Here is a 25,819-nt window from a genome sequence, read left to right on the forward strand (position 1 = left end):
GTGCTCAGTTCAGGCCCTTTGTTGCCTTGAAGGTCTCACCAAAGGTTGCCAGTGTCTTTTTCATCTTCTCTTCCAACTCAGGAGAAATCACCTGCTTTTCGCGGAGTTCGTTGAAGATTGAAGGTTCGTTGGTCTCAATATAGCTATACAGTTCCTTCTCATAGTCAGCCAAGACGTTGACCGGGAATTTGTCCAGGAAGCCTTTGGTCCCCGCAAAGATAATGGTGACCTGCTTTTCCATGGGCAACGGCTGGTATTGCGGCTGCTTGAGGATTTCAACCAAACGTTCACCGCGGGTCAGCTGAGCCTGGGTGGCGGCATCGAGATCGGAACCGAAGCTGGCGAAAGCGGCCAGCTCGCGATACTGGGCCAAGTCAAGCCGCAGGGTACCGGCGACCTGCTTCATGGCCTTGACCTGAGCGGCACCACCAACGCGGGAAACCGACAGACCGACGTTGATCGCCGGGCGGACGCCGGCGAAGAACAGGTTCGGTTCCAGATAGACCTGACCGTCGGTGATGGAGATAACGTTGGTCGGGATGAAGGCGGAAACGTCACCGGCCTGGGTCTCGATGATCGGCAGAGCGGTCAGGGAGCCGGCGCCGAGGGCATCGCTCACCTTGGAGGCGCGCTCCAGCAGACGGGAGTGGTTGAAGAAAATGTCGCCCGGATAGGCCTCACGTCCCGGAGGACGACGGAGCAGCAGGGAGAGTTCGCGGTAAGCGACAGCCTGTTTGGAAAGATCATCGTAGATGATCAGGGCGTGCTGTCCTTTATCGCGGAAGTATTCACCCATGGCGCAGCCGGCAAAGGCGGAGACATACTGCATCGGCGCGGGGTCGGAGGCGCAGGCGGCGACTACGGTGGTGTACTCCATGGCACCGTGCTTACGCAGGGCCTCGACAACCAGGGCCACAGTGGATTTTTTCTGACCGATGGCAACGTAGATACAATGCACATCCGTGTTCTTTTGGGCGATGATCGCGTCGACACACAGCGCGGTCTTGCCGATCTGACGGTCACCGATGACCAGCTCGCGCTGACCGCGACCAACCGGGGTCATGGCGTCGACCGCCTTGGCGCCGGTGTAGCATGGCTCGTGCACGCTCTTCCGCGCGATAACACCAGGGGCGAGGACTTCGATCTTGCGGGTTTCTGAGGCGCTGATCGGACCCTTGCCATCGATCGGCTGCCCAATACCGTCCACAACACGGCCTTCCATTTCCGGACCAACCGGCACCTCGGCGATGCGCCCTGTCCGTTTGACGATATCGCCTTCTTTAATGTCGCGAACATCACCAAGGATGGCGCAACCAACATTGTCGGCCTCAAGGTTCAGTGCCAAGCCAAAAATTCCGCCGGGGAACTCGAGCAACTCCATGGCCTGACAATTTTCAACACCATAGACGCGGGCAATACCGTCACCGACAGACAACACGGTTCCGGTTTCCTTCAAGTCGATATCTGCTTTATAGCCAGCAATCTGATCTTTTATAATCTGGCTGATTTCTTCGGCTTTGATCTGCATTGATTATTCTCTCCCCTTGATAGATTCCTTTAATCCATTCAGTTGTGTCTTTATACTTCCGTCCAGCACCAAGTCACCAACCTTGGCTATAATCCCGCCTATAATGGACGGATCGACCTGGGTTTCAAGTATAACCTTATTTCCTGTCAGTTTTTCCAATGTTGCCTGAATCTTGTCCAGCAAGGTCTGGTCAAGTTCAATGGCGGAAATGATGGATCCATGGCTGATATTCTGATCCTTGTCCACCATCACCTGCATTTCCATGGCGATGTCGGGCAAGATATCGGCACGCTTCTTTTCAACCAGCAGATTCAAAAAGCTGGTCATGATCGCGTCTGCCTGAACGGATTCCGCGATCTTGGCCATGACTTTCTGCCGAACATCCAGCGGATACAGCGGGTTGTTCAGAGCATCGCCCACGCCGGTTTCTCCTTCACCGTACAAGCCGGCGATGGCATTGAGCATCTCACTGTATTCGCCGGTTTTTCCCTGCTCCTTTCCCAAGGAAAAGAGCGCTTTTGCATATCGACGAGCTAGTATTGTCTGTCTCACTGTACCGCACCCACTCTTTCAAGATACTGTTCAGTAATCGCGACCTGATCCGCAGGGGTCAGATTCTTCACGATCAACTCTTCAGCCATGGCCGCCGCCTGCTCCGCAATCTCTTCCCGGAGAATACGCTTGGCATCTTCCAGCTCAGCCTGCACGGCTGCCTCAGCCTGACGCTTGATATCTTCAGCGGCCTTTTCGGCATCCGCTAAAATTCGCTCTTTTTCCACCTGTGCCTGGGCGATCGCCCGCTCGACGATCAGCTCCATTTCCTTTTCCATGCCGGCGAGCTTAACCTCAAAATCCTTATAGGCTCGTTCCGCCTCGTCACGCCGAGCAGTGAGATCTTCGAGTTCTTCGCGGATCTGTTGCTGCCGACCGCTCAAACCGGACATGATCGGCTTGGCGCCGAATTTGACCAGAATGACGACCAGGGCGAGAAAATTGACCGCCCGCCAAAACAAATCTTTCAATTTTTCCGGCGACAACGAGCCGCCGTGCGCCTCTCCATGCCCCGCATCGCCATGGGCATCAGCCTTGGCACCGTGGGTATCGGCGGCCACCTCGTGACCCGCAGCCGCAGGGGCAGCGGCGTGTGTGTCGGCTTTCACCTCCTGATGCGGAGCGGCGGCCGGGGTTTCGGTGGCGGCGGCGATGGCCGGCGGCAACGCGCCGATCAAAATCGCCAGCAACACCGACCGTACTACAGTTGTGATGCAAGTTCTCATGCGTCCAGACTCCTTCCAAGTATCTTTCCTGCCATTGCCTGGGCGAAACCCGCGGCATTTCCTTGAAGCTCTTTTCTGGCGGCCTCCATCTGCGACCGAAGCTCGGCCAGTTGTTTTTCCTTCACGCTATCGGATTCCTTGCGGATCGTCGCCAATTTCTCGGCACCGGCTGTTTGAGCCTGGGCGCGGGCGCCATCCAAGGCTTTCTTGGCCTTGCTGCTCGCCTCCCGCATTTTTGCGTCCAGTTCTGCTTGGCGCTGACGGGCATTCTGCTCGAATTGAGCAACATCGCCATTCAGGGATTCGATTTTTTGGGCCCGCTTTTCCAGGATTCCCAGCACGGGCTTGTACAGAATTGCATTGAGGACGAACATCAATACAATCATGTTCACAATGTGCATCAACAGTGTAACATCAATCGAAATCATACTAACTACCCCTTATAACAGATAATATGGCAATTACCCGCCAAAGCAAGTGAATGGCGGTTCATCTTCCGCTCCGGATAACTACTGAAAAATGCAACTGCTGTCAAATCTTTTTAAATAATATTTATAGGATTTTTCAGTTATGCTTGTTGCTGGTCTTGACAAAAACAACTCGGACGCGAATCCCTGCATCAGCAGGTCAGCGGCGCCTGCAAACAGACTTGCCCGCAGCGCGGAGCAAAAATAGCGTACCACCGGCAAATTGCCAAATGGTATTTTCCTTCCCTCCGTGTTTCTTCCTCCTCAGGGAACCGTGCCTGCCGAGTCGCCCACCCATCCCACCAACCGCTCCATCCCCTCATCGGTGGTCACCTGTTGACGGTAGCCGAGCAGCTCTCTTGCCTTGCGATGACTGAACCAATGGGAGTGTGCCAGCTGATGGGCGAGAAAACGAGTCATTCGCGGTTCTTCCTCCTTGCCGAACACGGCATGCGCACTCTCCAACAGTGCTCCCGCCACATAGGCAAGGTTGAACGACAACCGCTGGGTGACCGGCGGGATTTGCAACCGATTGAACAAATCGTTGATCCACGACCAGAGCTCGACCGGTTCATCCTGGCCGATGAAAAACGCCTGCCCGGCACCGCTGCCGCTAGCGTGGAGATTCTCCGACGCCAGGAGATGGGCATGGATCACATTGTCGATATAGGCGATATCGACACGATTACGGCCCGAGCCGACGATTTTCAACTGTCCGGCCCTGCCACGCGCCAGCAGTCGAGGAATGAGATGCTGGTCACCCGGGCCCCAAACCAGATGCGGCCGGAGGGCAATGGTCCGCAATTCATCGCCGTTGGCCCGCAGAACCGCCTGCTCGGCCACGATCTTGGAGGCCGCGTAGTGGCATAACGGTCGGCGGGCATAGGGGATGCTTTCGTCGACCCCTTCAAGACTCTGCCGGTCGAAGACCACCGAAGGGGTCGAGGTGTAGACCAGCTTAGGCACGCCGTTTTTTCGGCAGGCAGCGATGACGTTCTTGGTGCCGGTGACGTTAATGGCAACGTATTCCTGACGTGGGCCCCAGATACCGGCCTTGGCGGCGACATGAAAGACGGTGTCCTGGCCAACCGTGACCTGCTCCAAAAAGCGGCGATCACGAATGTCGCCCTGCAAGCAGCGTACTCCCAGGGCCGTGAGTTCCGGGTAGGGGTTGCGGCCCACCACCGTGACCTCGACGCCCCGGCTGACCAGCTCTCGCACCAGGGCCTTGCCGATAAAACCGCCTCCGCCGGTGACCAACACCCTGTTCATGCTCCCCTCTCCTGCCCTGTTGTGATGTGTTTTCGCTGTCCACCCTGCCGTGTCCACCATCCGCCCCGGATGGCCCCGCCTCTATCAGCCGCAGGGCAGTTGCACCCGTTTGCACGCCCAATCGGCCAGCTGTTCACGAAAAATTTTGGCGTTGTGGCGGATATCGACCGGAAAGGACCGATGGACGAGAAAGTGCTCGATATTCGCGGTCAAGGGATTGGCCAAGGCCAGTTGCCGCAGTTCAACAAAGAGTTGCTGCTCGTCGGCCACTGGCCCCACGGGCTCAACCACGATGACCGGTGTCTGCTCCCCCCAGGGGCCCAGCCCGATCAGGGCCGAGCGGCGCACCCGGGGATGTTCGTTGAAGATCGCCTCGCAGCAGATGGTGTAGCGCATCCCCTGGGCCGTGCGCACCCGGTGGGCCTTGCGACCGCAGAACCAGAGGCGGCCCTGCGCATCGAGATAGCCCATGTCGCCCATGCGGTGCCAGAAGGTGTCGTTGTCTGCAATCTTGGCCAGCCGCGTTTCCTCCCCATTGCCCGCATAGGCCCGGGTGACCACCGGACCGCGGACCACGATCTCGCCGATGGTTCCCGGAGGCAGCACGCGCACCTCCGACCATGACTCGATGGGGCCGTCCATGGATTCGATGATCCGCACGTCGATCCCCGGCAGGGCACGGCCGACACAGGCGCCGTGGCCCATACGGGTCAGGGGCCAGGTCTGGTCGACAATCTCCCGCCCCTCGATCGAGGCCACTGGCAGACTCTCGGTGGCGCCGTAGGGGGTGAAAATCTGGGCATCAGGCGGCAAAATCCGTTGCATCCGTTCGATTAGTTCCCCAGACACCGGGGCGCCGGCCATCAAGACCTTCCGTACCGGCAGGACGATGCCCTGTTCCAGGCAGTGGCGGCTGACCACGTTCCAGATCGCCGGCGAGCCAAAGGAGTAGGTCACCTGATGGGCCTGCAAGGTGCGGACGAACTTGACCGGATCGACCTGGGCCGGCCGGGTCGGATCCATGTCCGGAATGACCGCTTGGGCGCCGAGGGCAGTGGCAAAGAGGCCAAAAAGGGGAAAACCCGGCTGATCGACATCGCCGGGACCGATGCCGTAATAATCGCGGATCAGTTGCAGTTGGGTGTGGAAGATGCCGTGGGTATACTCCACCCCCTTGGGTGGGCCGGTGGAGCCGGTGGTGAAGATGATGGCCGCTAGGTCATTGTCCTCGGCCGCATGGCGGGGCGGCGAATTGATTGTGGCCGGTAGCGTGAGCCGCCGAGCCCCCCACAGCATCCCCCTGCCCACCCCCAGCCGCCGACGGACCGAGCCAAAAGGCGCCCGGAAGAGACGACTGAACAGGATCGCCTTCGAGATCCCGATCAGCACATCCGGCCGGACCGAGCCGATGCAGCGCAGTAAATTTTTATACCCCATGCCCGGATCGATGAGGATGACCACCGCCCCCAACTGAAAGAGGGCAAAGGTCAGGCAGACGAATTCCATCGAGGGCCGGACCATCAGCATGACCCGGTCCCCCTGGCGTACCCCTTCGTCATACAGGGCTGTGGCGTAGCCATCGCTGTTGCGCCCCAGATCGGCAAAGGTCCATTGGCGCCATTGCTTGCCATCCAGGGCCACCAGGGCGGTTTGCTCTCCCAGGGTGGCCGCAGACTGGTGCAGGGCGGAAGCGATATTGCAATCCCTCATGGCCCCTCCTGGGCGCGGTGGAGGAAGTCCTCGATCAGAGGGCTGATCGCCTCCAGACCATCCTCAAGAACATAGTGGCCGGCCTCTAAAAAATAGTGCGCCTCGGCCTGGGGAAAGCGTCGCCGCCACTCCTGGTAAAAGCTGTCGTTGAAACAGAAATCACGCCCGCCCCAGCAGAGCATGAGCGGCATGTCCCGCAGCCGCGCCAAAGACTGCTCGACCTCCACCAGGGTCGGCCAGGAGGGATGGTCTGCCTCCATGGGGATATCCTCGACAAAGCGGAGCACCGCGATCCGGTTGCGCCAGCTGTCGTAGGGGGCGAGAAACCCCTTGGCCACCTCAGGCCGCAGCCGCTTGCGCACGGCCATGAACACGGCCGCGCCGGCGAACCCGTTCAGACCGCGCACCAGCAGCGGCCCGATCAGCGGCCAGCGGCAAACAGCGATGCGCAGGGGGATGCGACGGGAGCAAAAGGCGGCGGTGTTGAGCACCACCGCACCGGCCACCCGCTCGGGATGCCGGCCGGCCCAGCCCATGCCGATGGCTCCGCCCCAGTCGTGGACCACCAGGGTGCAACGCTCCACCCCGAGATGATCGAGCAGCCGCTCGAGGTTGTCGATATGGGTGCGCAGCCGGTAGGGGTAGGATTGCGGCTTGTCGGAGAAGCCGCAGCCGATATGGTCGGGCACGATGCACCGGTAACGATCGCGCAGGCCGGACACCAGATTGCGATAGAGATAGGACCAGGAAGGGTTGCCATGGACCATGACCACGACCGGCCCCTGGCCCTCGTCGAGATAGGCCAGCCGGTGGCCATCAAGATCGAAAAAACGGGGCTGAAACGGATATTCCGCCAAGGGTTGGGAATTCATTACCAGTCGATGCCCAGCATGAGCGAATTGATGCCCGAGCCGATGCCCAGGATGGCGGCCCGCTGTCCGGCACCCAAGGCGCCCTGCTCGATGCCCAAGGCCATGGTAATGGGCGCGGACACCGAACCAACGTTGCCCAACAGGGGCAGGGTCTCGAAATTCTTGGCCGGATCGAGTTCCAGGGTCTCGAACAGCAGTTGGGCGTGGGCCTTGCCGACCTGATGACAAAAGAAGCGGTCGATGGAACCCTTGTCCCAGCCCAAGGTGGCGTGAAACTGCTGCCAGCAGGCGGCCGCGGTCTCGATGCCCTTTTCCAGCAGCTGCTCGGAATCGGTGGACATGAGCGTGCCCTGTTCGGCATTCTGCCCGCCCTGGCAAAGATCGTTGTGGACGGTCTGGGCCCAGCAGGCGCCGCCGTGCAGATAATGGCCGGTATCCCGGTAGTCACGCCGGGTCATCACCAGGGCCACGGCCCCCGAGCCGATGGTCAGGGAGGCAAAGAGAGGCTTGATCGATTTGCGGGTCAGTCCGGTTTCGGCGAGCAGATGGGCCAGGGTGGATTCGACCAGACCCTCGGCGGTCTCGCCCGCCACCACCAACCCGGCCTTGACCTGTCCCAATTCCAGCATGTTGGCCAGCATGATCATGCCGTCAAGAAAGCCGAGACAGGCGTTGGAAATGTCAAACAGCAAACAGGACGAGGGCAGCCCCAGGCTGCGATGGACAAAGGCGGCGGTGGCCGGCTCCATCATGTCGCGGCTCACCGAGGTAAAGAGCAGACAGCCGAGATCGGCCACGTCCACCCCGGCCTTGGCCATGGCATCTGCTCCAGCGGCTGCCGCCCCTGCGCTTGGCCGGGTGCCGGGTTGCCACAGACGCCGGGTGTTGATCCCGGTCATCAGCTCCAGTCGACCGGCCGGCAGCTTCAGCCGCTCATAGAGGGGCTGAAGCCGCTCCTCGATCGCCGCCGAAGACAACTCCACCGGCGGCAGTTGATAGCCGAAGTCGTGCAAACAGACCTGGGTGTAACGCAAAGTCATTTGGGCACCTTGAAGCTGTTGGCCCAGGCGATCAGCAAGGCGGCCAGGGCCAGATCGTCCATGACGCCGAGCACCGGCACCCATTCGGGAATGAGATCGTAGGGAGAAACGGTATAGAGCAGGCCAAGAGCGAGCGCGACCTTCACCCCCAGGGGGGTGGTCGGCGAGAGAAACACATCTTTTGTGTGAAGGAGCATCTGCCACAACCGGGCGAGCATTGGCCACTGCTGCATGGCGTCGTCCCTCAACCCATCGCCCTGGCGACGATGGCGGCATCAAAGTAGTTCATGCCCATGCCAGCGTCGACCACCAGGCACTGGCCGGTCATGCCCGAGGACCGAGGCGAGAGGAGAAAGGCGGCCACATTGGCGGCCTCGTCGGTCTGCACTGCCCGCTTGCGCAGGGTGGCCTGTTCGGCAAAGAGATAGCTGTCGATGTAGCCAGGAATGCCGGCCGAGGCCGAGGTCTTGAGCAGGCCGGGGCAGACGGCGTTGAAGCGGACCTCGGAGAAGGCGGAAAAGCTTTTGGCCAGGAAGCAGAGCGACGATTCGAGCGCCGCCTTGACCGGGGCCATGTAGCCGTAATTCTCCGCCGCCATGCGGGTGGTGGAGATGGAAATGGTCACCAGCGAGGCCTGCCGGGCCAGCAGTTCCTTGAAATGGTTGGCGATGCTGATGAACGAGAAGCAGGAGATATCCATGGCCTGGAGGAAATCGCGCTTCGGCGTCTGATGGAAGGGCCGCATGCCCTCACTGTAGTTGGCAAAGGCGATGGAGTGGACGATGCCGTCGATGGGTTCGCTGATGTGGCCGGCGATCTCGTCGCGGACCCGGACGATGTTGGCCTCGTCTTCGACATCGCAGCAGAACACCGGGCTGGTGGGGAAGAGCTTGGCCGCTGCTTCCGCCCGCTGCCCGCTGCGCACCACATGGACCACTGTTGCCCCGGCCTCGACCAGCACCCGGCCGATGGCGCAGGCCACCGATTTCTTGTTGGCCAGGCCAAAGACCACAATCGTTTTGCCCGCAAGCTGCAAAAAATCCACTCAGCCCCCCTTGCGCGCGCAGGCGAACTCCACCTGCACCGCAGTTTTGCCGCCCACCTTGACCGCACCTTTCATGATCCAGGCCGGCCCCATCCGCTCGACTAGGGAGGCGCTAATCTCCAGGGTATCGCCGGGCCGAACCTCGCGTTTGAATTTGGCGCCGAGGATGCGGGTCAGCACCGGCACGCCGTCGCCCTCTTCCGCCGCGCCGCGCATCCGTTCACCGATCAGCAGGGCCCCAGCCTGAAAGACCGCCTCGCAGAGCAGCACACCGGGCATGAGCGGATAGTCGGGATAATGGCCGCGAAAGACATCCAGATCTTCGTCCACCTTTTTCTCGGCGCGAATGGTGTCGCCGCTGATCGCCACCACCCGGTCCAGCCAGAGAAAGGGCGGCCGGTGGGGAATGCGTTCGAGAATGAAGGGATCAATCATGATGGTTACAGCCCGCCGGTGATTTCGAGCACCGCGCCGTTGATGTAGGCGGCACGATCGCTCGCGAGAAAGAGCACCGCCTCGGCCACTTCGGCCGGGGTGCCGAAACGGTTTGCCGGCACCATCTTCTTGTATTCCTTCACCTGCGCCTCGGGCAGATCAGCGATCAGTTCGGTGGCGATGAACCCGGGCGAGACGCCGTTGACCGTGATCTTGCGCTTGGCCACCTCCTTGGAGAGCGATTTCATCAGGCCCACCTGGCCGGCCTTGGAGGCGGCGTAGTTGGCCTGGCCGGCAAAGCCCAGATGGCCCATGGGCGAGGTGACAAAGACGATGCGGCCATACTTCTGCTTCATCATCAGCGGCACCGCGAACTTGGACATGGTGTAGCCGCCGGTGAGGTTGACATCGATCACCCGCCGCCAGTCCTCCTCCTTCATCATCGCCAGGACCGCATCACGGCGGATGCCGGCGTTGTTGACCAGGATGTCGAGGGTCTCCCACTCGGCTTCCAGCTCGGCAAAAAAGGCAGCCACGGCCGGGTAGTCGCTGACATCCAGCTGCCTGAGCCGCAGACGGTCGCCGTATTGCGCACAGTCCAACCGCATGGCCTCGGCTGCCGCTGCATTGCCGCCATAGACCCCGACCACGTTTGCCCCCTGGGCGAGCAACGCCTCGGTGATGGCCCGGCCAATGCCGCGGGTGGCACCGGTGACGAGAGCTTTTTTCCCTTCAAATTCGAGCATGGATTTTTTATTACCGTTTTGCTAATTATTTTAATTTTGAGCTAACACTCCAAAAAAGCGTGATTTCCTATAACCCAAACCCCAAAAAGAGGAACTTTTGACGAGACACTTAATTTTTGCAATGATCCAACAACGGCCTCAACTTCAAACAAGCTTGCAAACCTGCTATAATCCAACCATCCAACAAGCTCTCGGCTGAACGAATGAATCAGCATCACCGCAGCAACAGCCCTAAATTGCTCTGCCGTGATTATAGCGGAGACTGCGCGATGAAGTAGTTGGTACCTAATCGTATCATCGGGTAGAGACGTCAACCCCAAGGAATCCAAAAGGAATTCCAGCCGTTTCATCTTCCCCTCCGAAGCATTTTTCAACCAATCTGTCACTCTTGGTCCAAAAGACTCGCTGACTTTGCCTTCCACCATGATGCAGACAGGGCCAGCTGTGGATCGGGATAAGATAAAGATATCGTTTTGCGAACTATTCCTTCCCCCAGGCAAAGGAACCTTAAATTCGGGAATGCCGATGACAGGCTGAAGATTAGCTAAAAGTGGATCCATGCTCTCTGCAAAGGGTTGTGCAACTTCCTCTGGTAGTTCCTCCGACGACTCCCAGCAATACGCTAAGGTCCGAGCGGAATATCCTTTTCGCCAATGTCTATCTGGATCAGCCAGCAAAGCCTGCCAATCCTCAACCCCGGTCGTAAAAGGAAATATACGGGATTTCTTTTCCATGTTCCCTAACTACCCCCTCAAATACCCATCCACATCGTTGGCCACGATCACCCCATAGTTGATCGCCCCCAGCCAACCGCTCATGATGATCCCGACCGAGCCGACATGAAAGAGGCCCCCTATCTCCTTGTGCAGGAAGCGGGAGATGTCGAGGCCCTCGAACTTGGTGCCGAACGAGGTGCCCTTGGTGTGCAGGGTGTAGCGGTGGAAGGTCTTGGGCGTGGCCGACTCGATGGTGTCGATCTTGGCGCGGATGCCGGGGAGGTAGCGGTCCAGATCGACCAGACAGCGTTCGATCATCGCCTCCTTGGCCGCATGGTAGGCCGCATCGCCCAACCCGGCCCAGTCGTCGTAGTTGGCATTCATCGAGGCGACGATGGTGTAATCGGGCGCCGCATCCGGCCGGGTTTTGGGATAGTAGAGGGAAAAGGTGCGGCTTTGGGTGTCCATGCGCCGCATCTCCTCCGAGGAGAACTCCGGGGCGGTGGAGGTGAAGAGCAGGTCGCCGATGTCGGGAATGGTCTCGCCCCGGCGGATACCGAAATAGACCTGGCAGCTCGAATTGTTGACCTGCACCTTACCAAAGCGGCCGAGGAAGTCCTTGGTAAAACACTCCCGCCCGACCAACTGGTCGATGGTGTTGGTGACGCCCGCGTTGGAGACCACTGCCCGGGCGCTGATCTCGCGGTCCCCCACCACCACGCCGGTGGTCACGCCGTCCTTCACCAGGATGCGGTCCACCCGCGCGCCGGTGCAGATATCCACGCCCTTGGCCAGCAGTTCCTCAGCCATCAGGCCGATCAGTTTGTCGGTGCCGCCCTCGAAGGTGAACACGCCCCGGTTCATGAAGTTGGAGAAGACGATGCCGTAGGTGATGGCTGGCTCGTCCAGGGTGGAGCCGTTGGCGTAAGTGATCGGTTCCATTAGCAACCGGTGCACGTCGCTACGGCCGGGAAAGAATTGCTCGAACAGTTCCCGGGTGGTGAGCCGCTGGTCGTCGTAGAAGTTCATGCCATCCACGGTGGCGAAGAAGTCCTCGACCACCTGCTGGCTGATGCCGAACCGTTCCTGAAGGATGCGGATGAAGTCCTCCTTGCTGAAGGTGGTGGTCAGGGAGAACTGGGGGTTGTCGAAGACGATGTGCTGCAGCTGGACGATGGAGTCGCGGATGGCCTTGCCCCAGTACTTCTTGCAGGTCTTGACCATGCCGTAGGGAAAGCCGTGCAGGGAGACGTCGAAGATATGGCCGCCGCGCTTGAACCAGGTGGCCAGCCCGCCCAGTTGAATGTGATGTTCGAGCAGCAACACACTGTGGCCGGCCGCGGCCAAGCGGTTGGCGCTGGTCAGGCCGCCAAGCCCGGAACCGACCACAATGACGTCATATTGGGGGCGAACCCTATCCAGCGGTGTATAGCGCATCGTTCTCCATGGTGGTTGCAAAACGGACGGACACAGCTCTGCTCTGGGGGCGGATCACCGCAAAATATGCTGATTGACCACGGTAATCCCGCTGAGCATGGCACCGACAATACCCAGGTAACCCTGATCGGTGCCGGCGAGAAAGAGGTTGGGCCAGGGAGTCCGGCCGTCCTTGATCTTGATGCCGCTGCCATAGACCGCACCCTGGGCCTTGCGGGTGAAGCGTTCGATGGTCACCGGCGTGAAGCTGTCCTGATATACAATGAACCGGCGATAATTCCCAACGATTTCCTCGCTGGCCACGGTGGCGGCCTCGGTCCAGTGCTGTTTCGCAGCCCTGTACGCCGCTGGAGCCAAAGCCTTCCACAACGGATAGCTGGCGGCGTTGGTCACCCGGATCTGGGCCATGTCCGCCGGCGGCAGACCGGCAAAATGCTCGGGAAAGCAGATCACCCCCCAGGAGGGGTCGAGATAGTCGGCAGGCCGGCAATAGTTGAGCCGCTCGCCGTTGTGGTAGAAGATGATGGTCCGCTCCCGGCCAAGCGATGCGGCCGCAGCCTGCGGCAGCAGGGAGATGGTCTCCATGAAGCTCATCCGGCCGCAATAGCGTTCCTGGTCGGCCTTCCAACCGGAGAGCCGGATCGTTTCCGGGATGCCGGCGGTGGACAGCACCACCTCGGCGCTCAGTTCCTCGCCGTTTTCCAGCCGCACGCCCGCAACCCGACCCTGATCGATGCAAAGGGCACCCACTGGGCTGCGAAAGCGCAGTTCGCCGCCGAAGGATTGATACTGGCGCACCAGCAGATCGAGGAACTCGCGCATGGTCGCGGCGGGCCGGAAAAACCCTTCCTCGAACACGGCGCGGAACATGATGACAAACTGGCCCAGGTCCATGTCCTGCTCCTCGGCATTGCCGTAGACCATCAGCGGCAGCAGCAGCATGTCTTCCAGGAGCGGATTGCCCAGTCGTTCGGCCAACACAGCCCGGGTGGATCGCCACGGGGCCGGGGCAAAGGGATCGTAGGCCGCGATCTCGGCCCGCAGCGCTCGAAAATGGTCGAGGCTTTCGGGAAACTCGCGGGCAATTTCGGCCTCAAGGGTCGCCGGATCGTTGCTGAATAGCAGAGAGCGGTCGGCAAAGCGGATTTCGGATCCGATCTGCTCGTGCAGGGCAAACTGCTTGCGGGAGAGGTGCAACTGGCGAAACAGCCGGTTGAGCGGGGCGCGCTTGTCGCCGAGCGCGGCACAGTTGGTCATGGCGTGCAGCCCGGTTTCAAACAGCCGCCCCTGGCGGAGATAGAAGGAGTTGAGCCCACCGGGCAGGCTGTGCTGCTCCAGGATCAGGGTTTTGCGGCCGAAGCGGGCAGCGCGGATACCGGCCGCCAGTCCCGACAACCCACCCCCGATGATGATCAGTTCATAGTCAGCCATGGACGCGGGCAGGACCGGCGGACGTGGTCCGACATCAGGACCACTCGCGCGCCGGCAGGAGGCTCAGACGTTTTGCAGTTTGGGTTCCAGATAGTTGACGCAACTGGTCAGGGTGGCGAGCTGCGGATATTCCTCCTCGGGGATCTGCAACTTGTAGCGTTTGCGCAACTCCATGACAATATCGAGAAAATCCATGGAGTCGAGATCCAGCTGGTCGCGCAGGGGGGCATCGGCATCCAGGCTGGCAAAATCGGCTTCTTCATCAATATCTGCTATGATTTCAAGGATTACGTCCTTGATTTCGTCACGGCTCATACTTCGGTTCCTCTATATAAAAAAACAAATACAGTTGAAGTTCGGTAAAAATTGGAGAGAAATACCACAGACACCCTCAGTTCGCCACAAATCTCTCGACAATGACCACCGAATTGATCCCCAGCATGCCAAAGGAGTTGTTGAGGATGGCATCGACCCGTTCCAGCTGCTTCGGGGCGTTGGCCACCAGTCCGGGCAAGGCGCATTCCGGGTCGAGGTTGTCCACATTGATGGTCGGATGGACCATATTGTCGGTGAACGAGGGCAGGTTGCCGGCCAGTTCGAGCACGCCGGCAGCGCCCATGGCATGGCCGATGCTCGACTTGGTGTTGTTGATCCAGGTGTTCTCACAGCCGGCAAAGGTCTCGCGAACGGCGTTGCACTCCTCGACGTCGCCCTGCTTGGTGCCGGTGGCGTGGGTGTTGACAATGGTGATGTCCGCAGGCGACAGGCCAGCCCGCGCCAGCGCCATTTCCATGCACTGCCGTTGGCGAGGCCCATACGGCAGGACAAAATCGCGAGCATCGGAGTTCATGGCATAGCCGGTGATCTCGCCGTAGATTGAGGCCCCGCGCTCCAGGGCCGCATCCAGCCGCTCCAGGGTGAAGACGCAGCCGCCCTCGGAGATGACGATGCCATTGCGGTCGCGGTCAAAGGGACGGCTGGCCTTGGTCGGGTCCTGGTGCTCGGCTAGCGCCCCCTGGGCCCGGAAGGAGGCAAAGATGCCAAACGAGCCGACGCATTCCGAGAGGCCGCCGCACAGGGCGAGGTCGACCTCGCCCAGGCGCAGCATCTGTACCCCCTGGATCAGGGCCGCGTTGCCGGCGGCACAGGCCGCGCCGATGGAGTAATGCGGTCCGGTCAAGCGGAGATTCATGGTGATCTCGCCGGCCGGATTGTTGAGCACGGTACGCGGATTATGGTGGTGAGTCCAGTAGTTGACATCATGGCCGTACTGGCCGATGTTATAGACCTCGTTTTCGGTCTCCACCGTGCCGTGTTCGGTCAGACCGATGTACACACCGGTGGCGGCCGGGTCGTAGGTGGAAAAATCGATGCCCGCATCCACCAGGGCCTCGTTGGCGCAATAGACGCCGATGCAACCGGCGCGGGTGCCGCGGCTGTTCTCCCGCTTCTTGCGGTAGCGGGTCTCGGCAAAGCTGCATAGACCGGCCGGATGGACGCCCATATAGCGCAGGTCAAGGGTGGAGATGCCGCTGGTGCCGGCCAGGAGATTGGCGCGGAATTCGCTCAGATTGGCGGCGCCGGGCGCGGTCAGACCGACACCGGTGATGACGATACGTTGATGTGTTGCGTGTTGTTCCATACTGCTCATTCAGGGGATCAGATCCCTGCCAACCCCTTGATAATGCTGGCCACACTGTTGATGGCCTCGTCCAGTTTATCCGGCATGGGGCCGCCGGCCTGGGCCATGTCCGGCCGGCCGCCGCCCTTGCCGCCGACGATAACCGCAGCGCGGTTGACCAGGTCACCGGCCTTGATCCGACCGGTCAAATCCTTGCTGACCATGGCCAAGAGCGCCGCCTTGCCCTCGAATTCACCGCCGAGAACAATGATGCCGCTCTGCATCCGGTCGCGGATCTTATCGCCGATCTCGCGCAGGGTTTTAGGGGAATCGAGCGGCACCCGGCTGGCCACGACCCGCATGCCGTCCAGTTCGATGCTGGATGCCAGGAGTTGGTCGAGATCCGACAGGGCCATGGAGGCGTTGAGAGCGGCAATCTGCTTCTCCAACTCTTTATGCCGCTTGAGCAACCCCTGGATCTTGTCGACCGCGCCGTCGAGCGGCCCGGAGAGCACCGCGCTGATCGCGTTCGCCTGCCGGGCCAGTTCCTGCACCCAGTGGATTGCGCCCGCCCCGGTGACCGCCTCGATCCGGCGCACGCCGGCGGCGATACCGGTTTCCATCACGATCTTGAACAGCCCGATATCGCCGGTCATGCGGGCATGGGTGCCGCCGCACAACTCCTTGCTGAAGTCGCCGATGCGCACCACGCGTACCTCTTCGCCGTACTTCTCGCCGAACAGGGCGGTGGCGCCTTCGGCAATGGCCTGCTCGCGGCCAAGCAGAGTGGTGTCCACCGGCGTGTTGCGGCGGATCTGGGCATTGACCAACTGCTCGATGGTGCAGATCTCCCCATGGGTCAGGGGAGAGAAATGGGTGAAGTCAAAGCGCAGCCGGTTGTGATCCACTGCGGAACCGGCCTGCTTGACATGGTCGCCCAGGACCTTTTTCATCGCCGCTTGCAGCAGATGGGTGGCGGTGTGGTTAAGGGCGGTATCGGTGCGCCGGTCGGCCACCTGCAACTCAACCCGGGTGCCGGTGGTCAGGGTACCCTGGGCGATCTGGCCTTCGTGGAGGATCAAGCCCTCGACCGGGGCCAGGGTCTTGCTGACCACGAACCGGCCATCCTCCCAGGTGATCTCGCCCTGATCGCCGATCTGACCGCCCGACTCAGCATAGAAGGGGGTTTGAGCACAGAACAGGCGCAGGGTCTCGCCGGCCTTGGCCTCATGCACCAACTGTCCGGACGCGTTGACGATGCCCTCGACGGTCGACACCCCATGGGTGGTGGCGTAGCCAATGAATTCGGCCTTCAGCCCCCTGCTGCCCAGCTCGATGATACCGGCTTCGAGGTGATCGACATCGCTGCCCTTCCATGACTTGCGCGACTGTTCGCGCTGCTGTTCCATGGCTTGGGCAAAACCGGGCTCATCGAAGGCGATCCCCTTTTCGATGGCGATATCACGGACAATATCCACTGGAAAGCCGTAGGTGTCGTAGAGCTTGAAGATGAAGTCGCCGTGAATGACGGCTCGCTCGCCCTCGGCTTTCTTCAACCGCCGGATCTCCTGCTCGAGCTTGTTGAGGCCGTGATCAAGGGTTTCGCCAAACCGCTGCTCCTCATTGGTCACCACCTTGGCCAGCAGTTCGCGGGTATCGCCCAGATGGGGATAGGCATGGACCATCAACTCGGTGACCAGGGCGCAGACCCCGGGAAAAAACGAACTCAACCCCAGCGCGCGGCCGTAGCGGATGGCGCGGCGCATGATCCGGCGCAGCACGTAGCCCCGCCCCTCGTTGGAGGGCAGCACCCCGTCGGCGACCAGGAAGGTGGTGGCCCGGGCATGGTCGGCAATGACCCGCATGGAAACATCGTCTGCCCGGTTTTCATGATATTTTTTCCCAGCCAGGGCGGCCACATGGTCGATGATCGGGGTGAACAGATCGCAGTCGAAGTTGTTGAACTTGCCCTGGAGCACGGCAGCCACCCGTTCCAGGCCCATGCCGGTGTCGATCGACGGCTTGGGTAAGGGGGTCATGGTGCCGTGTTCGTCGCGGTAGAACTGCATGAACACCAGGTTCCACAGTTCGAGGAAGCGATCGCAGTCGCAGCCCAGGGCGCAATCCGGACGACCGCAGCCCACCTCGGCCCCCTGGTCGATGTGAATCTCGGAGCAGGGACCGCAGGGGCCGGTATCGCCCATGGCCCAAAAATTGTCTTTCTCGCCCATGCGGACGATGCGGCCCTTGGGCAGGTCTTCGATCCGCTCCCACAGTCGATAGGCCTCGTCGTCGTCATTGTAGACCGAAACCCAAAGCTTGTTCGGATCAAGCCCCAGCTTTTTGGTGAGAAACTCCCAGGCATAGGCGATGGCGTCCTTCTTGAAATAATCGCCAAAGGAGAAGTTGCCCAGCATCTCGAAGAAGGTGTGGTGGCGGGCTGTATAGCCGACGTTTTCCAGGTCGTTGTGCTTGCCGCCGGCACGGACGCTGCTCTGGGCGGTGGTGGCGCGCACATAGGGGCGGGTCTCCTCGCCCATAAACACCTTCTTGAACTGCACCATGCCCGAGTTGGTGAACAGCAGGGTGGGATCGTCGTGGGGGACCAGCGAGGAGGCGGCAACCCTGGTGTGACCTTTGCTCTCAAAAAATTCCAGAAAACATGCGCGAATTTCGTTACCGGTCATTGTGTTGTCATGGCTTGATTTTTTCAGGGAGAATCCACACCGGGACCACTGACGGGCAGCCGCTTGCCACCCGCTGTGCCCGCCAAGAGGAGAAACACTCCAGGGCAAGCAGGCGAGGTGCCCACAGCAGAGCTGACCATGATACCATGAAATCAGCCGTTGCAAAGAAAAAATGACACCAGGAGTCCCTGATAAAAAAAGGCGGGATGCCATGCATCCCGCCTGTCCATTTCCCTGCGACCATGCCGACTGCTGGCGGCGGCGCGCGTGGAACAACCGATGGGGCTGATCACCCCATCTGCTTCTTGGTATCGACCAGCTGCTCGACCACAGTCGGGTCGGCCAGGGTGGAGGTATCGCCGAAATCGGCAAAATCGTTGGCCGCGATCTTGCGCAAAATACGGCGCATGATCTTGCCGGAGCGGGTCTTGGGCAGACCGGGCGCCCACTGGATCACATCCGGGGTGGCGATCGGACCGATCTCCTTGCGCACATGCTGGCGCAGCTCGTTGCGCAGCTCCTCGCTCTCCTCGGCCCAGCTCATCAGGGTGACGTAGGCGAAAATCGCCTGCCCCTTGACCGGATGCGGCATGCCGACCGCCGCAGCCTCGGCTACCGCCTCGTGGGCCACTAGGGCGGACTCGATCTCGGCCGTGCCCAACCGGTGTCCGGACACGTTGATGACGTCGTCCAGCCGGCCCATGATCCAGAAATAGCCGTCCTCGTCGCGGCGGGCGCCGTCTTCCGGATCATAGGTATCCGGGTAGCGGTTGAAGTAGGCCTTCTTGTAGCGTTCGGGGTTGCCGAACACGCCGCGCAGCATGCCCGGCCAGGGTTTGCGGATGACCAAATGGCCGCCCTCGTTGGGGCTGGCCTCCTTGCCTTCCTCGTTGTAGATGGCCGCGTCGATGCCCGGCAGCGGCAGGGTGGCCGAACCGGGTTTAAGCGGGGTCACGTAGGGCAAGGCCGAGATCATGATACCGCCGGTCTCGGTCTGCCACCAGGTATCGACGATGGGCAGTTTCTCCTTGCCGATGTTGATGAAATACCACATCCAGGCCTCGGGGTTGATCGGCTCGCCCACGGAACCGAGGATGCGCAGGCTGGACAGATCCCATCGCTGGGTCGGCTCGACCCCTTCCCGCATCAGGGCGCGGATGGCGGTCGGCGCGGTGTAGAAGATGTTGACCTTGAACTTCTCGACGATCCGCCAGAACCGGTCCGGTCCCGGATAGTTGGGCACGCCCTCGAACATCAGCGCCGTGGCGCCCAGCCCCAGCGGTCCGTAGAGAATGTAGCTGTGGCCGGTGATCCAACCGAGGTCGGCGGTACACCAGTAGACGTCGTTGTCCTTGAGATCGAAGACCCATTGGGCGGTGTGCATGGCGTAGGTCAAGTAGCCGCCGGTGGTGTGAACCACGCCCTTGGGTTTTCCGGTGGAGCCGGAGGTGTAGAGGATGAACAACATGTCCTCGGCATCCATGGACTCGGGCTCACAATACGAGGAAATGTCTTTGGCGTGTATTTCCCGGTGCCACCAGCAGTCACGACCTTCTTTCATCTCAATCTCGTTGCCGGCCCGGCGGACAACGATGCAGGTCTCGACACTCGGGCAGGTTTCCAGGGCTTCGTCCGCGTTGGGCTTGAGCGGGATGGCCTTGCCGCCACGGAGCACCGCATCGGCGGTGATCAACACCTTGGCGTGGCAGTCCTCGATGCGGCTCTGCAGAGCCACGGCGGAAAAACCGCCAAAAACCACCGAATGCACGGCGCCGAGGCGGGCGCAGGCCAGCAGCGAAATCGCCAACTCGGGGACCATGGGCAGGTAGATGGCCACCCGGTCGCCCTTCTTCACTCCCTTCTTTTTCAGTACATTGGCGAATCGACAGACCTCGTCGTGGAGCATCTGGTAGGTATAGACGCGGACATCCTCTTCCGGCTCGCCCTGCCAGATGATCGCGGCCTTGTTACGCCGGCCGTCGGTCAGATGACGATCGAGGCAATTGACGGAGAGGTTGAGCTTGCCGCCGACAAACCACTTGACCTCGGGAATGGACAGATCGTATTCGAGCACCTTGTCCCATTTCTTATCCCAGGTGACCAGCTCTTCGGCACGCTTGGCCCAAAACCCCTCGGGATCTTCCATGGAGTGGGCATAGGCCTGTTTGTACTCCTCCATCGATTTGACCCAGGCTTGGGCACTTCCCTCTTCCGGCGGCTGGAATACTTTGCCTTCGGCCAACAGACTGGTGATTTTATCTTCCATTGCACTCATAACACGCTCCCCCTCAACAAAAAAACCGCTTGTTCCATGTTACCCATGCCTCCCGCGTCTCAACCCCTCCGCAGGCAGCCATGGCCAGCCAACTCGGAACACTGGACCGCGCCGTCAGCCTTTTCTTCGGCAAAAGCCTGCCACCAAGGACAACTTCTGCTGTTCGATCTGGTACTGAGGTTTTCGGCTCAGAACTCCTAGTTTGAATATGTACAGGAGATTTGCAAAAAAAGAAAACGATTCCCGCGTGAAACCGCTGTCAATGTGCATTTTCCCGCGAAAGAGACTCACTATTGACAAAAAGCGGCCCGTTCCATCAGCAGAATCGAGAATTGGAATCAATTTCCTTGCGGTTTCAAGGAGCTGCGCACTTTGCCATCTTGCTTGTTTGCACAGTATGACCAATATAGTATTGATAACGAAATACCCGCACGCGTGACCACCGGCCGCTCGGTGATGACGCATGCACGACAATCTGACAACAAACGGTCACGCACCGTTCTGGCCAGGCGCTCTGCCTGAAATCCACCCTTGGAGGTTTTGATGATCATCACCGACTGGATTCACGCGATTGCTGGATTTTTCATCCTGATCAGCCTGGCACTGGGCGTTGACAGCCCGAACAACCCCCTGTTCGTCAGCCGGTATTGGTTGCTGCTCACCGCTTTTGTCGGTGCCAACCTGTTGCAGTTCGGCTTCAGCAAATTCTGCCCACTGGGGCTGATCCTGAAAAAATTGGGCGTCCCGGAACAACGGTAGCTCGCGTGCCGGTTCCGCCGTTTCCATCATTGCCCTGTCGCGCCTCGGTGCCGCCTTAACCGGGACAGGCAGAGCAAGGAGACAAGGAGCAGGCCGATAACCAGGTACCACGGAAAATAGCCCATGGTCAGACGGAAGGCCTGATCCTCGATACGCGCTGCCGGCCACTCGGGATGTAACAGCGCCGTGGTGTCGCGCAACCGTTGCATTAGCCCGGCAAAAACCAGGCCGATGCCCCCATAGGCGGCGTTGAAGGCCAGCCCCTTGAAGCTCAGCACCGTGGCGCGTTGATGCGACTCGGCAATCTCGTTGAGATAATGGCTGGTGAAAAAGCTGGTCAGGGTGAGGGCGACGAACACCGCAACCATCGGCAACACCCCCAGATAGGGGACGAATACCGTCAAACCGCCCAGCACCACCAGGGAACCGCCGCCAAGCAGGAGCAAATTCCTGGCAGGAGAAAACCGTTCGACCATCCCCCGCGCCAGGCGTGGCACGAACAGGCCAAGCACCGCCACCAGCGAACCGATCAGGCCGAAACTGGCCTCCGGCAGATCTATCAGGCGATAATACTTGCTGGTGAGAGTGACGATCAGCCGCAGGGTATGATCAATGGTCATGGCGTAGAGAATGATCGCCAGGGCCAGGGGGGTGTGCACAATCCATCCGCCGGCGCGCACCGTCAGCCGCGAAAGCTCCCAGAGCGCTGCCAGGGACGACACGCTTTGCGACCGGCGCGTTCGCCCCGCCGAATCCCGCATCCGCAGGGTCACCGCCAGCGCCAGTAGGCCAAAGATCAGGGTGAGATACACCGGGTAGCGCATGGTCATCTGCTGGGTCACGTTCCCGCCCCAGCCCACCCACCCCAGTATCCGATTGACCATGCCGGGATCGTAGACCACCGCGCCAAGGGTCATGGCAAACATATAGCCGATGCTCTGGGCCCGCATCTGCACCTCGAGCACCCGGGGCCATTCGCCAGCCAAGCCATGAGCCGCCAGGGTGTCATAGGCCAAGGCCTCGTCGGCGCCGCTGGCCAGGGCCTCGGCCAGGCCGCTGAGTATCCGGTTGGCGAGAAAGGCGAGAAAAATACCTTGCGGGTTGCCGAGCGGCACAAAGGCGAGCAGCGCCATCTCGGCGATCATCAGGCCCGAGGTGGTCACCAACAGTCGTTTCCGGCCCAGCAAATCGGCCAGCGCCCCGGAAGGAACCTCGGCAAGGACAATGGTGAAGGCCCACACGGTGTTGAGCAGGGCAAACTGCTCCAGGCTCAGTCCGTAATCAAGGAAGAGGATGGTGAACACCGGATAATAGAATCGAGCATTGAACAGAACGCGGAACATCACGAACAAACGGATATTGGGCAGGGCGAGCGGCGATCTGTTCATCGGTCGACCCCGTTGCCGCCAACCGCCTCTCGCGCCGCGCTCCCCAGCCCTTCCCGGCCAACAGGCAATTGCATTGGACTCTTCCTCCGTGATCCTTTATAGTTAAAAACAGTTCTCTTCACGCGACAACCACGCTCGCTTCCATGCAACCGCCAGGGCCGGAACCCACAGGAACATGACACTGCGATCGAGAATTTTTCTTGCCTATACAGTGTTTTTTCTCGTTCCGCTCTGTGTCGTGTTCGGCGGTGGCGGCTACCTGATAGCCTCCGCCCTCACCCACCGGGAGGAAGCGCGAGCGCAGGCCGACATGACCGTTGTCCGCCAGCTGGCGGAAACCGCCACCCAAACCGTTTTCACTCACACCCTGCGGACCACGGCCGAAAACATCCGCCTTGTTTGCCAAACGCTGTTCCACCAACATCAATCAGGAAGGTTGACCCTGGACGAGGCCCAGCGGCTTGCGCTCGAGGCACTGGCGGCGCAGCGCGTCGGCCAGCAGGGCACGGTGCTCTGCATCGACAGCCAGGGCATGCTCCTGCGGCATCCCGACACGACCAGGATCCGCACCCGCCTGGATGCCGCTGTTTTCAGTCGGCTGCAACAGCTGACCGCCGACGGCTACCTGGAGCACCAGCCCGGCGGTCAACCGCCGACAGCCCTTTACCGGGCCGCTTTCCCGCCCTGGGGCTGGACCATCCTCGCCACCTGCGAACTGGGGGAGCGGCAGCGGATGCTGCCCCAGATCCTTGCCGCCGGCACACCCGCCACGGCCTTGCCGGTCGACGGCCGCCAATCGTTCCTCCTCTCGCCGAGCGGTGTATTCTGGCCGCCTCTCTTCCCCGAAGCCGCACCCACGCCGGAGCAGCGGCAAGCCCTCCTGTCCTTGGCCGAAACCATGCGTCGCCAACAAAACGGCCGGATTACCTGGACACCGCCAACAGCTCTCCAGGGCGAAGAGAAAACAATCCTCTTCCGCCACCAGCCCGACAACGACCTGCTCGCCGGCGTTGTTGTTCCGAGCGCGGCGTTGCGAGAACCGTTCGCCCAGTTCCGCCGCCTCGCGCTCTTTTTTCTGCTGCCGCTCGCGTTGGTAGCCCTCGGCCTGGCCCACTTGCTCGCCCGGCGACTTGCCGCGCCGCTTCGGCAGCTGGCCCGCGACCTGGACGCCAACGATCAAGACCAGCCCCCGCCATCCGCCGCCGACGAAAGCACCGACGAGCTGGCCCACATCGTCATGGCCTGCGCGCGACTGCAGGCAGCCCTCGAACACCACCGCCGTCAGCTGGTCGAGGAACAAGAGGCCTGCATCCTTGTGCAACGGCAGCTGCATCAGGAAATAGCCAGCCGCAAGGAGATGGAACAAAAGCTGCTGGCCGAGAACGCCACCCGCAAAAGCGCCGAAAACTACCTGCAGCTGTTCAAAAGCATCTTCGACAACGCCATCGAGGGCATCTACATCACCGACCCCGAGGGACGCATCCTGACCGTCAACCAATCGTTCTGCAAGATCACCGGATACCAGGATGCGGAAGTGATCGGCCGCAATCCGAGCATGCTCGGCTACGGCGATCAGGGCAAGGCATTCTACCAGGGCATGTGGCGCAACCTCCGCACCATGGGCGCCTGGTCGGGCGAAGTGTGGAATCAGCGCAAGGACGGCACCGTCTGCCCGCAATGGCTCTCGATCAGCGTCATCCGAAACGATCAGCAGCAGATCACCCATTATTTCGCCTTTTTCCACGACATCACCGAACTCAAGCGCCGGGAAAAGCAGATCTCGATCATGGCCTACAGCGACGCCCTGACCAAGCTGCCCAACCGGGCGGCGCTGGAACGCCGCCTGACCAAGGCCATTGCCCGGGCCAGCCGCAACCACCTCAACTTGGCGGTGTTCTTTATCGACCTGGACAATTTTAAAAATATCAACGACACCCTGGGCCATGACAAGGGCGACCAGGTCCTGATCGAGGTGGCCGATCGTCTGTCCGGAACCATCCGCAGCGAGGACACCCTGTCGCGGCTGGGTGGCGACGAATTCATCCTGCTGAGCGAAAGCATCGACAACGAGCAGGCGGTCTACACCCTGGCCAGCCGCATCCTGGCCTCGCTCAAGCAGCCGATCCAGCTCACGCCCCACACCATCTACATCAACGCCAGCATCGGTATCGCCCTTTTCCCCGAGGACGGCCAAACCACCCAGGAACTGATCAAAAACGCCGACATGGCCATGTACAAGGCCAAGAGCGAAGGCAAGAACACCTTTGTCCTGTTCACCCGGGAGATGAACGAAAAGCTGCTCAACCGGGTCCGCACCGAAAATGCCATCCGCGCCGGACTGAAAAAACGGGAGTTCTCAGTCTTCTATCAGCCGAAAATCGATCTCGCCAGTGAACGGCCCACCTCGTTCGAGGCCCTGGCCCGCTGGCACCGCAACGGCGTCGTCATCGGCCCGGACCAGTTCATCCCCATCGCCGAGGAATCGGGCCTGATCGACGAGATGAGCCTCTACGTCCTGGACGAGGTCTGCCTGTTCCTCGGCAAGCTGCAGGGCCACAACCTACGCATGCTGCCGATCAGCGTCAACATGTCGCCCCGGACCTTCAACAACGTGCAGATCGTCGAAACCATCGACGCCATCCTCGGCTCGCACCACATCGATCACCGGCTGATCGAGTTCGAGATCACCGAGACCACGGCCATGAAGGACGTCCAGCACACCCTGGCCACCATGCACCGTTTCCGCCAGCGGGGCATCCGTTTTTCGATCGATGATTTCGGCACCGGCTACTCCTCGCTCAGCCATCTCAGCGAAATGCCGGTGTCGACCCTGAAAATTGACAAGCGGTTCATCGGCGCCGATGACCCCAACAGCCGCAGCATCGTCTCCACCATCACCGCCATGTCCAAGCAGATGCAGCTCAAGGTGGTGGCCGAGGGCGTGGAAACCAGCAATCAATTGCAGTGGCTGCGACAAATCGGTTGCAATGAGGTGCAGGGGTTTTATTATTCCCGGCCGATGCCCGAGGAGGAAACCCTGCACTACCTGCAGCTCCGCGCCGACTCACCGTCCCAGGATACCACAGCCGTCCAGTCCGTCACCATCCATTAGC

General features: G+C 60.7%; 22 protein-coding genes. 2 read left to right on the forward strand and 20 right to left on the reverse strand.

What is annotated here, in order from left to right; genetic code table 11:
* Nucleotides 1-4: 4 nt before the first annotated feature.
* The 19 genes from atpA to acs form a co-directional block, all read right to left on the reverse strand.
* Nucleotides 5-1,528, reverse strand: coding sequence for a F0F1 ATP synthase subunit alpha (atpA, locus tag DESPR_RS13315; RefSeq protein WP_015725316.1), 1,524 nt, complete (start codon nt 1,526-1,528; stop codon nt 5-7).
* 3 nt (nt 1,529-1,531) lie between these two features.
* Nucleotides 1,532-2,080, reverse strand: a complete 549-nt coding sequence (locus tag DESPR_RS13320; RefSeq protein ID WP_015725317.1) for a F0F1 ATP synthase subunit delta — start codon at nt 2,078-2,080, stop codon at nt 1,532-1,534.
* Nucleotides 2,077-2,805, reverse strand: coding sequence for a F0F1 ATP synthase subunit B (locus tag DESPR_RS13325; RefSeq protein WP_015725318.1), 729 nt, complete (start codon nt 2,803-2,805; stop codon nt 2,077-2,079). The genes DESPR_RS13320 and DESPR_RS13325 overlap by 4 nt, the downstream gene beginning before the upstream one ends.
* Nucleotides 2,802-3,233, reverse strand: coding sequence for a F0F1 ATP synthase subunit B (locus tag DESPR_RS13330; protein ID WP_015725319.1), 432 nt, complete (start codon nt 3,231-3,233; stop codon nt 2,802-2,804). Before DESPR_RS13330 ends, DESPR_RS13325 begins: the two co-directional genes overlap by 4 nt.
* A gap of 303 nt (nt 3,234-3,536) precedes the next feature.
* Entirely contained in the window at nt 3,537-4,544 is a 1,008-nt protein-coding gene (locus DESPR_RS13335; protein WP_015725320.1) for an NAD-dependent epimerase/dehydratase family protein, read from the reverse strand.
* Nucleotides 4,545-4,628: 84 nt separating this feature from the next.
* The gene (locus tag DESPR_RS13340; protein ID WP_015725321.1) at nt 4,629-6,254 is read right to left on the reverse strand and encodes a fatty acid CoA ligase family protein; all 1,626 of its coding nucleotides are present in this window, start codon (nt 6,252-6,254) and stop codon (nt 4,629-4,631) included.
* Nucleotides 6,251-7,126 (reverse strand): alpha/beta fold hydrolase, encoded by an 876-nt coding sequence (locus tag DESPR_RS13345; RefSeq protein ID WP_015725322.1) that lies wholly within the window; start codon nt 7,124-7,126, stop codon nt 6,251-6,253. The genes DESPR_RS13340 and DESPR_RS13345 overlap by 4 nt, the downstream gene beginning before the upstream one ends.
* Entirely contained in the window at nt 7,126-8,166 is a 1,041-nt protein-coding gene (locus DESPR_RS13350; protein WP_015725323.1) for a 3-oxoacyl-ACP synthase III, read from the reverse strand. The genes DESPR_RS13345 and DESPR_RS13350 overlap by 1 nt, the downstream gene beginning before the upstream one ends.
* Nucleotides 8,163-8,399 (reverse strand): YkvA family protein, encoded by a 237-nt coding sequence (locus tag DESPR_RS13355; protein WP_015725324.1) that lies wholly within the window; start codon nt 8,397-8,399, stop codon nt 8,163-8,165. The genes DESPR_RS13350 and DESPR_RS13355 overlap by 4 nt, the downstream gene beginning before the upstream one ends.
* Before the next feature lie 11 nt (nt 8,400-8,410).
* On the reverse strand, nt 8,411-9,211 hold the full coding sequence (locus DESPR_RS13360; protein ID WP_015725325.1) for an enoyl-ACP reductase FabI: 801 nt from the start codon (nt 9,209-9,211) through the stop codon (nt 8,411-8,413).
* Nucleotides 9,212-9,646 (reverse strand): 3-hydroxyacyl-ACP dehydratase FabZ family protein, encoded by a 435-nt coding sequence (locus DESPR_RS13365; RefSeq protein ID WP_015725326.1) that lies wholly within the window; start codon nt 9,644-9,646, stop codon nt 9,212-9,214. It abuts the gene before it with no gap.
* A 5-nt stretch (nt 9,647-9,651) separates the two neighbouring features.
* Entirely contained in the window at nt 9,652-10,392 is a 741-nt protein-coding gene (gene fabG / locus DESPR_RS13370; protein ID WP_015725327.1) for a 3-oxoacyl-ACP reductase FabG, read from the reverse strand.
* A gap of 41 nt (nt 10,393-10,433) precedes the next feature.
* A complete protein-coding gene (locus tag DESPR_RS13375; RefSeq protein WP_015725328.1) occupies nt 10,434-11,126 on the reverse strand; it encodes a DUF6946 family protein in 693 nt (230 codons plus the stop codon).
* Nucleotides 11,127-11,135: 9 nt separating this feature from the next.
* Entirely contained in the window at nt 11,136-12,545 is a 1,410-nt protein-coding gene (locus DESPR_RS13380) for a phytoene desaturase family protein (protein ID WP_015725329.1), read from the reverse strand.
* 54 nt (nt 12,546-12,599) lie between these two features.
* A complete protein-coding gene (locus tag DESPR_RS13385; protein WP_015725330.1) occupies nt 12,600-13,976 on the reverse strand; it encodes a phytoene desaturase family protein in 1,377 nt (458 codons plus the stop codon).
* 63 nt (nt 13,977-14,039) lie between these two features.
* Nucleotides 14,040-14,291, reverse strand: coding sequence for an acyl carrier protein (locus tag DESPR_RS13390; RefSeq protein ID WP_015725331.1), 252 nt, complete (start codon nt 14,289-14,291; stop codon nt 14,040-14,042).
* Nucleotides 14,292-14,367: 76 nt separating this feature from the next.
* A complete protein-coding gene (locus DESPR_RS13395; protein WP_015725332.1) occupies nt 14,368-15,618 on the reverse strand; it encodes a beta-ketoacyl-[acyl-carrier-protein] synthase family protein in 1,251 nt (416 codons plus the stop codon).
* 17 nt (nt 15,619-15,635) lie between these two features.
* The gene (gene alaS, locus DESPR_RS13400) at nt 15,636-18,284 is read right to left on the reverse strand and encodes an alanine--tRNA ligase (RefSeq protein ID WP_015725333.1); all 2,649 of its coding nucleotides are present in this window, start codon (nt 18,282-18,284) and stop codon (nt 15,636-15,638) included.
* Between the two features lie 289 nt (nt 18,285-18,573).
* Entirely contained in the window at nt 18,574-20,559 is a 1,986-nt protein-coding gene (gene acs / locus DESPR_RS13405; RefSeq protein WP_015725334.1) for an acetate--CoA ligase, read from the reverse strand.
* Between the two features lie 543 nt (nt 20,560-21,102).
* Here acs and DESPR_RS13410 point away from each other — a divergent pair.
* Nucleotides 21,103-21,318: a YgaP family membrane protein gene (locus DESPR_RS13410; RefSeq protein WP_015725335.1), complete on the forward strand. Its 216-nt coding sequence runs from the start codon at nt 21,103-21,105 to the stop codon at nt 21,316-21,318.
* A gap of 26 nt (nt 21,319-21,344) precedes the next feature.
* Here DESPR_RS13410 and DESPR_RS13415 read toward each other — a convergent pair whose 3' ends face one another.
* On the reverse strand, nt 21,345-22,706 hold the full coding sequence (locus tag DESPR_RS13415; protein WP_015725336.1) for an MFS transporter: 1,362 nt from the start codon (nt 22,704-22,706) through the stop codon (nt 21,345-21,347).
* A gap of 175 nt (nt 22,707-22,881) precedes the next feature.
* On the opposite strand from DESPR_RS13415, the gene DESPR_RS17465 reads away from it, so the two are divergent.
* Nucleotides 22,882-25,818, forward strand: a complete 2,937-nt coding sequence (locus DESPR_RS17465) for an EAL domain-containing protein (protein ID WP_015725337.1) — start codon at nt 22,882-22,884, stop codon at nt 25,816-25,818.
* The last annotated feature ends 1 nt before the right edge of the window (nt 25,819 follow it).

It is taken from the genome of Desulfobulbus propionicus DSM 2032 (assembly GCF_000186885.1).
GTDB lineage: Bacteria > Desulfobacterota > Desulfobulbia > Desulfobulbales > Desulfobulbaceae > Desulfobulbus > Desulfobulbus propionicus.

Bases quoted from the DNA above. Each gene is read 5' to 3' on its own strand.
- DESPR_RS13380 (WP_015725329.1), bottom strand. From the start codon at position 12,545: ATGCGCTATACACCGCTGGATAGGGTTCGCCCCCAATATGACGTCATT.
- DESPR_RS13375 (WP_015725328.1), bottom strand. From the start codon at position 11,126: ATGGAAAAGAAATCCCGTATATTTCCTTTTACGACCGGGGTTGAGGAT.
- atpA (WP_015725316.1), bottom strand. From the start codon at position 1,528: ATGCAGATCAAAGCCGAAGAAATCAGCCAGATTATAAAAGATCAGATT.
- DESPR_RS13355 (WP_015725324.1), bottom strand. From the start codon at position 8,399: ATGCAGCAGTGGCCAATGCTCGCCCGGTTGTGGCAGATGCTCCTTCAC.
- DESPR_RS17465 (WP_015725337.1), top strand. From the start codon at position 22,882: ATGACACTGCGATCGAGAATTTTTCTTGCCTATACAGTGTTTTTTCTC.
- DESPR_RS13365 (WP_015725326.1), bottom strand. From the start codon at position 9,646: ATGATTGATCCCTTCATTCTCGAACGCATTCCCCACCGGCCGCCCTTT.
- DESPR_RS13340 (WP_015725321.1), bottom strand. From the start codon at position 6,254: ATGAGGGATTGCAATATCGCTTCCGCCCTGCACCAGTCTGCGGCCACC.
- DESPR_RS13350 (WP_015725323.1), bottom strand. From the start codon at position 8,166: ATGACTTTGCGTTACACCCAGGTCTGTTTGCACGACTTCGGCTATCAA.
- DESPR_RS13335 (WP_015725320.1), bottom strand. From the start codon at position 4,544: ATGAACAGGGTGTTGGTCACCGGCGGAGGCGGTTTTATCGGCAAGGCC.
- DESPR_RS13390 (WP_015725331.1), bottom strand. From the start codon at position 14,291: ATGAGCCGTGACGAAATCAAGGACGTAATCCTTGAAATCATAGCAGAT.
- DESPR_RS13410 (WP_015725335.1), top strand. From the start codon at position 21,103: ATGATCATCACCGACTGGATTCACGCGATTGCTGGATTTTTCATCCTG.
- fabG (WP_015725327.1), bottom strand. From the start codon at position 10,392: ATGCTCGAATTTGAAGGGAAAAAAGCTCTCGTCACCGGTGCCACCCGC.
- alaS (WP_015725333.1), bottom strand. From the start codon at position 18,284: ATGACCGGTAACGAAATTCGCGCATGTTTTCTGGAATTTTTTGAGAGC.
- DESPR_RS13415 (WP_015725336.1), bottom strand. From the start codon at position 22,706: ATGAACAGATCGCCGCTCGCCCTGCCCAATATCCGTTTGTTCGTGATG.
- acs (WP_015725334.1), bottom strand. From the start codon at position 20,559: ATGAGTGCAATGGAAGATAAAATCACCAGTCTGTTGGCCGAAGGCAAA.
- DESPR_RS13345 (WP_015725322.1), bottom strand. From the start codon at position 7,126: ATGAATTCCCAACCCTTGGCGGAATATCCGTTTCAGCCCCGTTTTTTC.
- DESPR_RS13385 (WP_015725330.1), bottom strand. From the start codon at position 13,976: ATGGCTGACTATGAACTGATCATCATCGGGGGTGGGTTGTCGGGACTG.
- DESPR_RS13395 (WP_015725332.1), bottom strand. From the start codon at position 15,618: ATGGAACAACACGCAACACATCAACGTATCGTCATCACCGGTGTCGGT.
- DESPR_RS13325 (WP_015725318.1), bottom strand. From the start codon at position 2,805: ATGAGAACTTGCATCACAACTGTAGTACGGTCGGTGTTGCTGGCGATT.
- DESPR_RS13330 (WP_015725319.1), bottom strand. From the start codon at position 3,233: ATGATTTCGATTGATGTTACACTGTTGATGCACATTGTGAACATGATT.